Annotated in this window: 12 protein-coding genes; 8 read left to right on the top strand and 4 right to left on the bottom strand. The window is 65.4% G+C overall.

The window, feature by feature from the left end:
• Positions 1–54: 54 nt before the first annotated feature.
• Positions 55–762 (bottom strand): PEP-CTERM sorting domain-containing protein, encoded by a 708-nt coding sequence (locus HKW67_RS12980; protein WP_171225784.1) that lies wholly within the window; start codon positions 760–762, stop codon positions 55–57.
• Between the two features lie 216 nt (positions 763–978).
• A complete protein-coding gene (locus tag HKW67_RS12975) occupies positions 979–2,508 on the bottom strand; it encodes a tetratricopeptide repeat protein (protein ID WP_171225783.1) in 1,530 nt (509 codons plus the stop codon).
• A gap of 91 nt (positions 2,509–2,599) precedes the next feature.
• On the opposite strand from HKW67_RS12975, the gene HKW67_RS12970 reads away from it, so the two are divergent.
• From HKW67_RS12970 to HKW67_RS12935, 8 genes are read left to right on the top strand one after another with little or no spacing between them, the layout of a single operon-like run.
• The gene (locus tag HKW67_RS12970; protein ID WP_171225782.1) at positions 2,600–4,123 is read left to right on the top strand and encodes an L-aspartate oxidase; all 1,524 of its coding nucleotides are present in this window, start codon (positions 2,600–2,602) and stop codon (positions 4,121–4,123) included.
• A 10-nt stretch (positions 4,124–4,133) separates the two neighbouring features.
• Entirely contained in the window at positions 4,134–5,144 is a 1,011-nt protein-coding gene (nadA, locus tag HKW67_RS12965) for a quinolinate synthase NadA (protein ID WP_171225781.1), read from the top strand.
• Positions 5,145–5,194: 50 nt separating this feature from the next.
• Positions 5,195–6,100, top strand: a complete 906-nt coding sequence (gene nadC / locus HKW67_RS12960) for a carboxylating nicotinate-nucleotide diphosphorylase (protein ID WP_230981017.1) — start codon at positions 5,195–5,197, stop codon at positions 6,098–6,100.
• Positions 6,101–6,122: 22 nt separating this feature from the next.
• Positions 6,123–7,064: a hypothetical protein gene (locus HKW67_RS12955; RefSeq protein ID WP_171225779.1), complete on the top strand. Its 942-nt coding sequence runs from the start codon at positions 6,123–6,125 to the stop codon at positions 7,062–7,064.
• Between the two features lie 56 nt (positions 7,065–7,120).
• Positions 7,121–8,458 (top strand): fumarylacetoacetase, encoded by a 1,338-nt coding sequence (gene fahA, locus HKW67_RS12950; RefSeq protein ID WP_171225778.1) that lies wholly within the window; start codon positions 7,121–7,123, stop codon positions 8,456–8,458.
• Positions 8,451–9,836 carry a cytochrome ubiquinol oxidase subunit I gene (locus tag HKW67_RS12945; RefSeq protein WP_171225777.1) on the top strand — a complete coding sequence of 462 codons (1,386 nt, stop codon included), beginning with the start codon at positions 8,451–8,453 and terminating at the stop codon, positions 9,834–9,836. The genes fahA and HKW67_RS12945 overlap by 8 nt, the downstream gene beginning before the upstream one ends.
• Positions 9,836–10,891 carry a cytochrome d ubiquinol oxidase subunit II gene (locus HKW67_RS12940; RefSeq protein ID WP_171225776.1) on the top strand — a complete coding sequence of 352 codons (1,056 nt, stop codon included), beginning with the start codon at positions 9,836–9,838 and terminating at the stop codon, positions 10,889–10,891. Before HKW67_RS12945 ends, HKW67_RS12940 begins: the two co-directional genes overlap by 1 nt.
• Positions 10,892–10,928: 37 nt before the next feature.
• On the top strand, positions 10,929–11,624 hold the full coding sequence (locus HKW67_RS12935; protein ID WP_171225775.1) for a response regulator: 696 nt from the start codon (positions 10,929–10,931) through the stop codon (positions 11,622–11,624).
• Here the strand turns inward: HKW67_RS12935 and HKW67_RS12930 are convergent, their stop codons facing one another.
• Both HKW67_RS12930 and HKW67_RS12925 read right to left on the bottom strand, forming a co-directional pair.
• Complete coding sequence (locus HKW67_RS12930) at positions 11,625–12,236, bottom strand: hypothetical protein (RefSeq protein WP_171225774.1); 612 nt, start codon at positions 12,234–12,236, stop codon at positions 11,625–11,627.
• The gene (locus HKW67_RS12925; protein WP_171225773.1) at positions 12,233–14,098 is read right to left on the bottom strand and encodes an acyl-CoA dehydrogenase family protein; all 1,866 of its coding nucleotides are present in this window, start codon (positions 14,096–14,098) and stop codon (positions 12,233–12,235) included. Before HKW67_RS12925 ends, HKW67_RS12930 begins: the two co-directional genes overlap by 4 nt.
• Positions 14,099–14,170: the final 72 nt, after the last annotated feature.

Below are 14,170 nucleotides of genomic sequence, written 5' to 3'. Positions count from 1 at the left end.
TGTCCTACCGGATCGCGCGAGCCTCCCGCGCGATCCGTCTGTGATCTGCGATCCTTACGCGCGGTTGCGGCGACGAGCTACACCGGCCATCACCAGTCCGCCGGCCGCCATCAGCGCAAACGTGCTCGGCTCCGGCACGCTGGTGCTCGGCATCGCGTTCGCGCTGAACGTGAAGTCGTCCACCACGAAGTTGAACGTCTGGTCGTTGCCGCCAATGGTGACGCTGGCGATGTCCTGGTTCGCGCTGGAGAAGCCGAAGAACTGCAGGCCGTTCTCGTTATTGATGCCGAGCTGGTTGCTGGTCGAACCATTCCGGAAGGCGATGATCACGTCGAAGCGGCTGCCCATCAGGTTGTTCGTGAGGAAGCCGAAGCCCTTCACCGCACCGTTGAAGGTCGCGGTGAGCGGTCCGACCGTGCCGTAGTTGTTGAAGATGCCATCAAGGAACCCTCCTTCGAAGCCGCCACCGCCATCGATCAGCAACGGGCCGCTCGACACGGAGTAGGTCACGCCGGCCTTGATGTTCCCGGGCAGTACTTGGGCCCACGTGCCCTCGTTATACGAACTCGTCGAGTTCAGCGTGGAGCCAAGGGGGAAGGCGGCGTTGTCGAGGAAATTCTCCGTGGTCACAGCGCCGACGGCATTCACGAAGGCCGTTCGGTCCGACCAGGTGGTGACCTGCGCCTGCGCGCGGGTGGCCACGGTGGACAGCGCGGCGAGCAGCGCGAACGGAACGGCAAGGGCGCGGGTGGAACGGATCACGAAGCCTCTGAAGCGATGGGGATGCGATTGAGCGACACCCATCGGTAGGGCAAGAACGTGCCCGAAATAGCTGAGCTTGGCTGATTTTCATTAACTGCCTGTCATCTCACGGCTTATGCCACATTCGTGAAAATTGTGACCTTATTCCGCATCAGTAATGTGTGGTGTGGGGGCATAAACTGTGGTTCATGCCCCCCACACCATCCATCGCGCGACTTACTTGAGCGCCTTGTACCGGTAGCTCATGATGCCGGTGCCCGTCACCTTCAGCGTCACCGACTTCGTCTCACCCTTCTTGATCGGGCCGGCCGCTTCCGTCGCCGTGGCAACCACCGCGCCGGCCTGATCCAGGAACTCGGCGGTCACCGAGTACTGACCGTCCTTCGCCGCCACCTGCTCGAGGCTGAGCACCAGCGTCGCGACATCCTTGCGACGATCGAAGCTCGTGACGTCGACCTTCACCGGCAGCGCCTCGGCATACGTCTGGTACTTCACCAGCGAATCGGTCCACGCTTTCACTTCCACCGGCTTCTTTGCCGTCTGCGCCGCCTTGGCGAGCCCCTGCGACGCATAGGCGAAGAGCATCCAGCCGTCGAAGTTGTTCGGGTCGAGTTCGACCAGCTTGCGCGCCGGCTCGAACATCAGGGTGAACTGGTCCTTCGAATAGTGCGCCGCCGCCACGTTGCGCTGGGCATCACGGTTGAACGGGTTCTTCTTCGTGGACGCCTGGAACAGCTTGAGCGCGTCGTCCGACTTGTTGGCGCGCGTCGCGATCACACCGGCCGTGGCCAGCGCGATGTCGGTGGCCGACGCCTGTGTGAGCAGCGGCGTGTACACCGTAGGAATCAGCGCCGTGTCCTTCGCCACCGTGAGCGCATCCGCCCATGAGAGCAGGAGATTCGGGGCATCCGGGCTGTCCGGCGTCATCGTCATCAACGCCTTGAAGCCCTCGGCGGCTTCACGCGCCGCCGCCTGCTGCTCGGCGCCCGTCTTCGACTGGGCGTCTTCCAGCTGGCTCATCGCTGCGTAGTACATGCTGCTGGCCTTCAAGTCGCGATACGTCGTGTCGTCGGCCGCATACTTGACCACATGCTTCCAGTGCATGATCGCGTTCGCGCGGTTGTTGCGCGCGTTCGCGACGTTGGCGAGCACGTAGTGCGGGTACGGGTTGGTGGCCGCCATCATCATCGAGCGCTTGGCGAAGTATTCGGCCGAGTCGAGCTTGCCGCCGTTCGACGCATCAAGCGCGGACTTGGTCGCGGCCAGCCACACTTCGTTCATGCGCATGGCGGTGATGTCGGCCTCGCACGTCGGCACCGCGGCCACGATCGCCTTGTAGGCGACGTCCATGTTCACGATGATGTCGTACGGCTCGGTGGGATTCGTGATGAATCCGAGTTCGCTGCGGGCCGGTGCGTCCGTGATGCCGGGCTCGACGCCCCACATGGTCAGCGCCTGCACGAGCGTGAGGTTGTAACCGCCCGGATTCTTCGCGAAGCGCTCGGGCTTCGTGTCGAGTTCCTTGATGATGTCGCGGAGCACCTTCTTCCGGGCATCCGGCGTCGCGGCACTACGGGCACCCTGGAACTTGAGCGACATCAGCGCCAGTTCCTTAGGGGTGTTCTGGTCGATGCTGCACTGCGGTGCCACGCCACCACCGGGCTGGGCCGTGAGCGCAGAAGGCACGAGAGCTACTCCGGACAGCGACACCACGGTCGCAACGCCGGCCATGAACGTCAAACGCATGACGTCTCCAAAGCGAAAAAGAGCGGGAGAATGGGCCAGCAAGCCGGCCAGGGGTTCTGTTGGGGTCCCAGTGTCCTAAGTTGAAACTACTATGACTGACCGGATCCGCACGCGGTTCCTTGTTATTGGCAGTGGAGTCGCAGGACTTCATGCTGCCTGGCGCGCCTCGGCTCACGGACCGGTGACGGTCCTCACGAAGCGCACCCTCTTCGATTCCGCGACGGCGTATGCCCAGGGGGGCATCGCGGCCGCCTTAGGCGCTGGAGACTCGCCCGACCTGCACCGACAGGATACGCTCGCCGCGGGAGCAGCGCTGTGCGACGCGGAAGCCGTACAGGTATTGGTTGAGGAAGGACCGGCCCGTGTGCGCGAACTGCAGGCGGCCGGCGCCCGCTTCGACCTCGACCCCGATGGCGATTTCAAGCTCGGAAAAGAGGCGGCGCACTCACGGCATCGCATTGTGCATGCCCAAGGCGACCAAACCGGGGCCGAAGTGGCCCGGACGCTGGTGGCCAAGGTGCGTGAGTCACCGAATATCCAAGTGGTCGAGATGGCGCGCGTGCTCGACCTGCTGCTCCTCGAGGATGAAGACGGGGTCCAGTGTGCCGGCGTTCGCGCCAGCATTGCCGGACGCGCCGTGGAAATCGTCGCCGACGCCACGGTGCTCGCGACCGGCGGGTGCGGACAGATCTATCGGTACACCACGAACCCGCAGGTGGCCACCGGCGACGGCTTCGCCATCGCGCATCGCGCCGGCGCCCGGCTGGCCGACATGGAATTCGTGCAGTTCCATCCCACCGCGCTCGATACGCCGGAGAATCCGCTCGCCCTGATTTCGGAAGCGGTGCGTGGCGAAGGCGCCATCCTGCTGAACGGACGCGGTCAGCGCTTCATGCCCAAGCGTCATCGGTTGGCTGAACTTGCCCCGCGCGATGTCGTGGCCCGCGAGATCTTCCGTGAGCAGCAGCAGTATGGCACGGTGTTCCTCGATGCCACGAAGCTCGGCGCCGAGTTTGCGACGCGCTTTCCGGGCATCCTCGCGATCTGCCGTGCCCGCGGCATCGATCCGGTGCACGAGCCCATCCCGGTCACGCCAGCGGCTCATTACATGATGGGCGGGGTCATGACCGACCTCGCCGGCCGCTCCAGCATCGCGCGCCTGTATGCCGTGGGCGAAGTGGCCCGCACCGGCGTGCATGGCGCCAACCGTCTCGCCTCCAACTCGCTGTTGGAAGGGCTGGTGTTCGCTGAGCGCGTCGCCCGCGACATGGTGGAGACACCGACCGACTTGCCCGTGCCCGAGACCACCGATTGGGAAGTGCCGTCGCTCGACGATCGCGGCGCCGCGCAGGTGGCCGCCGACGAGATCCGCGAACTCATGTGGACCTATGCGTCGATCGCCCGCACCGCGCCCGGCTTGCGCCGCTGTCTGGCCGCCTTGCAGCAGATCGGCGAGCGACTGCCGCCCGGCGCCACGGAAGAGCGGAATCTGCACACCACCGCCACGCTCGTGACGGAAGCGTCGCTCATGCGCAAGGAGTCGCGTGGAGGGCACTTCCGGAGCGATTTTCCGAAGACCCGCCGGAAATGGCAGGACCGACATATCACATGGTAAAAGCAATCCGATGACGATTTTAGAGGCCCACTACGATCCCGTCCTCGCCGAAGAAATCCGCGCCCTCGCCAAGGAGCGGAATGCGGTGATTCTCGCCCACAACTACGAGCGCCCGGAAATTCAGGACGTCGCCGATTTCGTGGGGGACTCGCTGGGGTTGTCGCGCGAGGCCGCGAAGACGGAAGCCGAGGTGATCGTATTCTGCGGCGTGCACTTCATGGCCGAAACGGCGGCGATTCTCTCGCCGCAGAAAACGGTGTTGCTCCCCGACCTCGCGGCCGGTTGCTCGCTGGCCAGCACGATCAACGCCGAACAGTTGCGGTCGTGGAAGGCGCAGCATCCCGGGGCGGTCGTCGTGGCCTACGTGAACACGACTGCCGAAGTGAAGGCCGAGAGCGACTACTGCTGCACGTCGGGCAACGCGGTCGAAGTCGTGAACGCGATTCCAGCCGACAAGGAGATCCTGTTTCTCCCCGACATGTTCCTCGGCGCGCATGTACGCCGCGAATCACGTCGCGAGAACATCCACGTGTGGCTTGGCGAATGTCACGTGCACGCCGGTATCGATCCCGAGCACATCTCGAACATGCGCGCGAAGCACCCGGGCGCCGAGTTCCTGATTCATCCGGAGTGCGGCTGTGCGACGCCAGTGGTGGAAGCCATCAGCGCCGGCGCCATTGATGCCGACAACGTGCACATTCTCTCCACCGAGGGAATGATCAAGCGTCCGAGCCAGACCGATCAGGACACGTTCATCGTGGCCACCGAGATCGGCATTCTGCACCGGCTGCGTCGCGCCAATCCAACCAAGCACTTCATTGCCGCGAACGATCGCGCGCAATGCGCGTATATGAAGGTGACGACGCTGCCGAAGGTGCGCGATGCGCTTCTGCACATGCAGCATCGAATCACAGTGCCCGACGACATCGCGGCCCGCGCGCGCATTTCCATCGAGCGCATGGTCTCGATCGGCGGCAATTCCGGCGTGAGTCCCTTTGGCCCCGAGGATCCCGGCGAATGAGTGCCTTCCACCCGCCCCTGCGTCCCACACCGTCAGGCGGAACCCCCGCGATGACGCCCCGGACGATTACGCCGCTCGGCAGCCGCGCGGTGCAAGTGTCGCCGCTGGCGTTTCCGCTGTCCGATGCGGAGCTGACGGCGCAGGTTCGGGTGGCACTGCAGGAAGATCAGGCATTCAACGACGTGTCCACGCTGGCGACCGTCGTCAGCAGCCGTCATGTGCGCAGCGCGATCGTGGCGCGACGTGACGGCGTGATCGCCGGCATCCCGCTGGCCGTCGAAGCGTTTCGTCAGCTCGACAGCGCGGTCACGATTCGCGTGGAGACGGAAGACGGCACGCGCGTGAAGGCCGGCGATCTGATCATGCACATCAGCGGACATGCGCGCGGCATGCTGTCGGCGGAGCGCACGGCGCTCAACTATCTGCAGCATCTATCCGGGATCGCCACGCTCACCTGTCGGTTCGTCGACGCGGTCGCCGGCACATCGGTGCAGATCCTCGACACGCGCAAGACCACGCCGGGGTGGCGCACGCTCGAGAAGTACGCGGTGCGTGCCGGTGGTGGTATGAATCATCGCATGGATCTGCGCAGCGGTGTGCTGATCAAGGACAACCATCTCGCCGCGATCGGTGGCGACATCGCGATGGCGGTGACGCGCGCCCGTGGGTTGGCGATGAGCGGTACGGCGATCGAAGTCGAGTGCGACACGTTGGAACAGGTCGACGCGGCCATCGCCGCCGGCGCCGATTGGGTGTTGCTCGACAACATGTCGCTCGACCAGCTGCGCGAGGCCGTGGAACGCTGCCGCGGCAAGGTGATCACCGAAGCGTCTGGTGGCGTCACGCTCGAAACCGTGCGTCGCATCGCGGAAACGGGAGTGGACCGCATCTCCGTCGGCGCGCTCACGCATTCCGCACCGGCCCTCGATCTCGGTCTCGATTTCGACGGTTTATAAGTTTTCCGGAAGAGCTCTCCCCATGCCCGTTCGCCTCCCGCCGCTCACCGATCGCGCCTCCCGCATCCTGCTGGAGGGACTCGTCGATTATGCCGGACTGTTTGCGCCGGCGTCGCTCGCTATGCCGAACGCCGTGCGCAACTATGCGCACTACCGCGCCGCCGGCTCCGGCTGGATGCTGGGTCGCTTCATCTGTCCTGCGCAGTCGCTCACGCTGTTCTCCGAGAAGGCCGATCCGCTGCTGCCCCGTGATGCGGGGGCGATTCCGTGGCGCCTCTCCGTGACCGCCAGTCCGGATCTCGCCAGCGATCTCGCCGAGATTGCGGCGTTCAACGAACGGCACCGCGTCTGTTTCGACGAGTGCGGCGCCAAGGTCGATGCGTACGAGATCAAAGCGGCGTCGGTTGCTGAGATCGAGCGCATTGCCGCAGCGACGCCGCGCGAGCTGCAGACGTTCATCGAGATCCCACTCGACGGTGAGGTCGATGCGTACGTCGCCGCTATTGCCCGAGTCGGGCGCAACGCCAAAGTGCGCATGGGCGGCACCACCGCCGACATGATGCCGTCGCCCGATGCGGTCGTGCGGTTCTTCACGGCGTGTGCGGCGCACGGCGTCACGGCAAAAGCCACGGCCGGATTACATCATCCGCTGCGCGGGACGTATCGGCTCACCTACGAGCCTGATGCGGCGACTGGTCGCATGTACGGCTATCTGAATGTGGCGCTTGCCGTCGCGCATCTCGACGGTGGTGGCAGCGAGGTCGAGGCCATTCAGCTGCTGGAAGAGGCGGACGCCGGACGTATCGAGTTCAGCGATTTGCACGTGGCATGGCACGGACCCGATCGCACCATCACGTTCACCCGTGATGTACTGCAGCAGATGCGTGAGCATGGATTGGCGAGCTTCGGGTCGTGCTCGTTCACCGAGCCGGTCGACGAATCGCGCGCGCTGGGCTGGCTGTAATGTGAGCCCGCACGGTGCCACCAGCGCCGTGCGGGCTGACACGCTAGAATCACCGCATGTCGATCGATCCAACCAACGACCCCGCGCTCCGCTCCTGGGTGCAGACGGCCAATCTGCGCGGTGCGGATTTCCCGATTCAGAATTTGCCCTTCGGCATTTTTCGTCGGGCGGGCACCCGTGAAGCGCCGCGCGTCGGCGTGGCTATCGGTGCAGCAATCCTCGACGTGGCGGCCTGTCTCGCCGCCGGACTCTTCGATGAGGAGAGCGACGCGCGTCAGGCCGCTTCGGCGTGCGCGATGCCGACGCTCAATGAGCTGATGTCGCGCGGCGCGCCGGCCCGTCGTGCGCTGCGGAATGCCATCTCGGCGCTGCTTGCGGAAACGGCGGCCGTGCATCGCAAGCAGATCGCCGAACACGCGCTGGTACTGCAGCAGGACGCCGAGCTATTCCTGCCGGCGCAAATCGGCGACTACACCGACTTCTATGCGTCGGTGCACCACGCCACCAACGTCGGGTCGATGTTCCGCCCCGACAATCCGCTGCTGCCGAACTACAAGTGGGTGCCCATCGGCTATCACGGGCGCGCCTCCAGCATCGTCGTGTCGGGTACGCCCGTGCGCCGCCCCATGGGTCAGCGCAAAGGCCCCAACGATGACGTGCCGTCGGTAGGTCCGTCGCGACTGCTCGATTACGAACTCGAACTCGCGGCGTTCGTGGGCACCGGCAACGCGCTCGGCGAATCGATCCCGATCGAGCAGGCCAACGATCACCTGTTCGGCCTGTGTTTGCTGAACGATTGGTCGGCCCGCGACATTCAGGCGTGGGAGTACCAGCCGCTGGGCCCGTTCCTCGCCAAGAATTTCGCGAGCACGATCAGTCCGTGGGTCGTCACGCTCGAGGCGCTCGAGCCGTTCCGCATGCCGTTAGCGCCGCGCGCCGACGGCGATCCGGAGCCGCTGCCGTATCTCACCAGCGATGACGACCGCGCGTACGGCGGGTTCGGCATCACGGTGGAAACCTGGCTCCGCACCGCGCGCATGCGTGACGCCGGCGAACCGGCCGTGCGGCTCACGCGGGGACTGGCCACCGATCTGTATTGGTCGATGGCGCAGCTGTTGGTGCATCACGCCAGTAGCGGCTGCAATCTTCGCCCCGGCGATCTGCTGGGCAGCGGCACCATTTCTGGTCCGGCCAAAGAGAGCCGCGGCTGTCTGCTCGAGCTCACCTGGCGCGGGGCCGAGCCGCTCGAGCTCCCCAACGGCGAGACGCGCCGTTTCCTCGAAGACGGGGACCAATTGGAGATCACCGCCTTCGCCGAGCGCGAGGGGGCGGTGCGCATCGGCTTCGGGCGCTGCGTCGGGGCAATCCTACCGGCGAACGCGTCTGATGTCTGACCTGCTTTTCGCCCGTTCGCAGATGGCCATGTCGTTGGCCTTCCACATCATCTTCGCGGTGGTGGGGGTAGGCATGCCTGCGCTCATGGTCATCGCGGAGGGGCGGTATCTCATGTCGAGAGATCCGCTACAGCTCGAACTGGCCAAGCGCTGGGCCAAAGGCACGGCGATTCTGTTTGCCGTCGGAGCCGTGTCGGGGACCGTGCTTTCGTTCGAACTCGGCCTGCTCTGGCCCACGTTCATGGAGCACGCCGGGGCCGTGATCGGGATGCCCTTTTCGCTGGAAGGCTTCGCGTTTTTTACGGAAGCCATCTTCCTCGGCATCTACCTGTACGCGTGGAAGCGTATTCCCCCGCGCGCCCACTTCGCGGCTGGTGTGGTGGTCGCGGTGAGTGGTGCCCTCAGCGGCGCCTTCGTGGTGTGCGCCAATGCCTGGATGAACGCGCCGGCCGGCTTCCGTATGGTGAACGGGCAGGTCACCGATGTCGATCCAGTCGCGGCCATGTTCAATGCCGCCGCGCCGTCGCAGATCGTCCACATGACGCTTGCCTCGTTCGCGGCCACCGGGTTCGCCGTCGCCGGCATCCATGCCTTTGCTCTACGTCGAGGCACACCGCATCGCGCCTTTCATCGCGCCGCGCTGCAGATCGCCTTGTGGGTGGGGCTCCCCGCCGCGCTGGTGCAGCCGCTGTCAGGCGATTGGAGCGCGCGCAGCGTCGCGGAACGGCAGCCGGTGAAGCTGGCCGCCATGGAAGGACATTTGAAAACGGGCCCCGCCGCGTTCGTCATCGGTGGCTGGCCGAATGCCGCAACGCTGGAGCACACCGGCGCGATCGAGATTCCTGGTGCGCTGTCGTTCCTGCTGCACGGCGATCCCAACGCTGTCGTGAAGGGCGTGGACGCGGTGCCTCCCGACGAGCGCCCGCCGCTCGGCATCGTGCATCTCGCCTTTCAGATCATGATCGCCTGCGGCTCGGTGATGGCGGCGCTCTCGGTGTGGGGCGCGTGGCGCTGGTGGCGTCGCAAGCGAGGCAGTGGCAGCGCGCTCCCCGATGATCGCCGGTTCCTCACGGCGGTGGTGTTGGCTGGCCCGCTTGGCTTCATCGCGCTCGAAGCCGGATGGACCGTCACCGAGGTTGGGCGTCAGCCGTGGATCGTGCAGGGCATCATGCGCACCGCCGACGCGGTCACGCCGATGCCCGGGCTCGTGGTGTCGTTTGCGCTGTTCACGGCGCTGTACATCGGTTTGGCGGTCACCGTGGTCTTCTTGCTCTGGCGTCAGATCATCAAGACCGGCGTGTCGCAGACTCCCATGGGCTTTACCAGCGAATTGCCGATTCCGACGCCGGGATCGACCGCGAGCTACCCGACGCCGTGATGTCGGCGGCCGTCGCCACCGAACTCACCTGGACGCTCCCGCACGCGGTAGCCGGAACCATGGTGCTCTCGCTCAATGCGTACGTGCTGCTGGGGGGCGCAGACTTCGGCGGCGGCGTGTGGGATCTCTTCGCGCGCGGCAAGGATCGCGACGCGCAGCGCGTGCTGATCGCCGACGCGATCGGTCCGATCTGGGAAGCCAACCACGTGTGGCTGATTCTCGTGGTCGTGTTGCTCTTTTCCTGTTTTCCCAAGGCGTTCGCGCACCTCGCCACCGAACTGCATATCCCGATTACGGTGATGCTGGTTGGCATCGTGCTGCGCGGGTCCGCGTTCACTTTTCGCACGTACGACAGTAAGCGTGATCATGTGCAGCGCCGATGGGGACGCATCTTCTCAGTCGCAAGCCTGCTCACACCGGTCATTCTCGGCGTCTGTCTGGGCGCTGTCGCCAGCGGCGCGGTGCCGATCCGGTCGATCGATTCGCTGCGCTCTGTCACGTTCGGCGAACGGTTCATCGATCCATGGGCCCGCTCCCCGTTCCCCTGGGCCGTGGGGCTGCTTACGCTGGCGTTGTTCGCGTTTCTTGCCGCGTCGTACCTCACGGTGGAGGCGACCGACGACCGTATGCGCGATCTCTTCAAACGTCGGGCGCAGCAGTCGCAGGTCGCATTACTGGTGCTTGCGGCCACCACGCTGGTGATTGCCCGCGCCGAGAATCCGCTGCTCTTTCAGGGACTCACGAACGGGCGGACGGCGCTCACGATGCACGCGGTGACCGCTGTTGCGGCGGCCACGTCGATGTGGGCGCTCGCCACGCGACGCTTTCAAGTGGCGCGCTTGGCCGCTGCGGCGCAGGCCAGTTTCATCCTCTGGGGGTGGGCGTGGACGCAGTATCCGTGGATGCTGCCCCCGAATCGCACCATCACTGAACTGGCGGCCCCTCGCGTGACATTGCAGTTGACGCTTGGTGCATTGGCGGTGGGCACCATGATTCTCTTGCCGAGTTTTGTGTACTTGTTTCGCATCTTCAAGACCCGCGAAGGCGTCGAGTAGCCCTCGCGTTGTGGTCGGTTGCGACCCAGATTGACGGATGCGCCCTGACCTGATTCGCGTCGTGCTGGTGGATGATCACCAGATCGTCCGCTCCGGACTCAAAGCGGTACTCTCGACCGCGAAGGACATTGCGGTCGTTGGCGAAGGCGGTAGCGGGAAGGATGCGCTCGTCCTTGCGGAACGCCTCGATCCTCACGTGATCGTGATGGATCTCTCCATGCCCGACATGGACGGACTCACGGCCACCCGCGAGTTGCAGAAGGCGAATGCCGTGCGCACGCCGACGCCCGGTGAGCCGATGACGCGCCGGGTGCTCGTCCTCACGATGCACACCGAAGACGAACATCTCGTGGCCCTGCTCGAAGCGGGCGCGGGTGGTTACCTGCTCAAGTCAGTGGCCGATCGCGAGCTCGTCGATGCCATTCGCACGGTCGCCGCCGGCGATGTCTACGTGCAGCCCACGGCGGCCCGAGCGCTGGCTCGCGGCTTGGCCCGACGCGATGGCAACGCGGACGAGCGTGCCCGCTTTGAGAAGCTCACCGATCGCGAGCAGGTGGTGCTCAAGTTGGTCGCCGAGGGCTTCACGGCGCCGGAAATCGGAGAGCATCTCACGATCTCACCGAAAACGGTGGACACCTACAAGCAGCGCATCGGCGAAAAGCTCGGCCTCGCGCACCGCAGTGACTACGTGAAGTTCGCGCTCAAGCTCGGGCTGCTCAAGAACGACGCATAATCAGCTGCACGCTTCGACGTATTGCACCTGCGGCACGAGTCCGCCGCGAAACGTCTTCACGTTCTTGCCATCGGTTTCGAACACGAGGCGCAGGCTGCTGTCGGACGGATTGCGTGGCGTAATCACGAGGTAGTGGCCGTCCGTGTACTTGTGTGGCTGCACCTCCACCTGACCGGCATACCGCTGCTGCACCTCGGCTTCCGTGCTGCCGAGCTTGATGCCTTCCGGTGTGGCGATCGCGGGATTGCGGACATCGATGCGCACCACCCGTCCGCCTTCGGCCATGATGAGCACCTCGGGCGGGCCGTCGCGCCAACTCAGGTAGCTACACGCGGTCGAGTCGGTGCCGACGAGGCGGATTCCCGCGCTGCTGGCTGCCGAGACTTCGGCCAATGTCATGCCCACGCGCACGGGTCCGAAGCCGTGCTCCGTGAGGTCCATCGGCCCCACGACGCGCTCCGGCTGCGTCGCCGCGCTGGTCGTGGCACTGGTCGTGGCGCCCGACGGCGGAGCAAGACTATCGGTCGATGCGGCGGATCGCGGCTCGGTGCACGCCGCGAACAGCAGTGCGACGGACAACGTGACCGCGGCACTCATCAGTGTGTTGCTCATGGTGTCCTTCGCTCCACAGCGGCCTGTTGCTCGGCCTTGGTGAGGCTCCACGCGGGAAGTGGTGGAACGGCGACATCCATCAGTGCATCACTCGTGCCGTAACCGTGCTCTGCACGAATGCGCGCGGCAATATCGCGGCGCAAGTCGTCGATCGCTTCACCGGCGTCGCCGTCAAGCTCCATGCGGATCGCTCGGAAGCGTCGACCGGATTCGATGCAGAACAAATCGGTCAGCGCGATCTCTCGCGCGCAGGCGTCGGCGCCGCGCTCGCCGATGAGGCGCTGCGTGCGGGCGATCGTGGTGGCGCGTGCGTATAGCTCGATCGCCATGTCGGCGAGCCGCTCCACCACCAGCTGGCGATGCAGAATTTCCTTCTTGTGCGTCACGATCATCTTCTGCGTCGCGGCGGCCAGCGCAGCCACGTGCTTCTCCACGAACTCGGCGTGCTTGCGCAGCGACGGATGAAACGTGACGTCGAACCGATCCTTCTTGCCCAGCGCGGAGGCGACGCGTTCCGCTGCGTAGCTGGACACCAGCACCCAGTTTTGAATCGGGTTCTTGAGCGCGCCGGAGAGTTCCTTGAGCTCTTCGGCTGGCCCCTGAATGCCATTCAGTCCGATGAACAGTCGCAGGATTTCGTTGGCCCCTTCAAAGATGCGATTGATGCGGGCATCGCGCAGATAGCGTTCGTACGGCCATGGCTTCACGAAGCCACGACCGCCCGCGAGCTGCACGAGTTCGTCGGCGGTACGCCACACGAGTTCACTGGCAAAGACCTTCGCGCAGGCTGCTTCGAGTGACGCGTCCACGCTGTCTTCATCGAGCGCCGCGGCCAGCGCACCGACCATCGCGTCGACGGCGTACGTGTCGGCGGCGATGGTGGCCATCTTCCGCTGCGTGATCTCGAACGACGCCAACGGGCCGCCGAACTGCGTCCGCGCCTCGGCGTAGCGCGCGAACTCGGCCAGCAACCGTTTGCATCCCGACGCACACCCCGACGCCAGCGACAGCCGGCCGGCATTGAGCGCGTTCACGGCGACGCGGAACCCCTTGCCGACCTCGCCGAGCACGTGATCGTCGGGAACGAAGCAATCCTCGAACACCAGCTCGGCTTGCGTTGAGGCGCGGATACCCAGCTTGGCCACCGTGCCGTCAATGCGGAAGCCGGGCATGTCGGGGCGCACGATAAACGCGGTGGGCCGCATGATCGTCTCGCCGTTCCGCACGATCGGCGTCTGCGCGAAGGTCGCGATCATGCCGGCGCGCTGACCATTACCGATCCAGTGCTTGCGGCCGTTCAGCAGCCATCCGGTGTTCTCGGCGTTACGGCGCGCCGTGGTCACGATGTGCTGCGCGTCGGAGCCGGTTTCGGGCTCCGTGAGTGCGTACGCCGCCAGCATCTCGCCGCGCGCCAGCGCCGGCAGATAGCGCGCCTTTTGTTCGTCGTTGCCGAAAAGCACGAGGGCCTTGCCGCCCAAGCCGCAGTGCACGCCGATCAGCACACCCAGCGACGCATCCACCGACGCGACGGCGCCGAACACGCGCGCGTAGGCACTCGCCGAGAGTCCGAGGCCGCCGTACTCCTGGGGCGTCGTGAGACCGAGGAGCCCGGCCTCGGCGAACGCCTTGATCACTGGCTCGCCCAGCGTTTCGTTCTCATCCATCTGCCGCGGATCGATCAGCCCTGAGGCCACCATGGCATTCAGCGCCGCAATCAGGCGGTGCACCGTGGCGGCTTCGTCCGGCCGCCGCTCATCGAGTGTTGCGGGGTACGGGAAGAGCAAGGCTTCGGTGATCTCGCCCTGAAAGAGCCCGCGAAGAAACGACGGCTTGGCGTGGGCGACAGGTGGCGACGCGCTCATTGGCAGGCACTCCGGTGGAGCCGATGGAGAACGAACGACGGGGCGCTTCGAAGAGAAGCGCCCCGCCTTGCA

The sequence above is a fragment of the Gemmatimonas groenlandica genome, assembly GCF_013004105.1.
Classification (GTDB): domain Bacteria; phylum Gemmatimonadota; class Gemmatimonadetes; order Gemmatimonadales; family Gemmatimonadaceae; genus Gemmatimonas; species Gemmatimonas groenlandica.
This window is presented reverse-complemented; position numbering and strand designations above follow the sequence as displayed.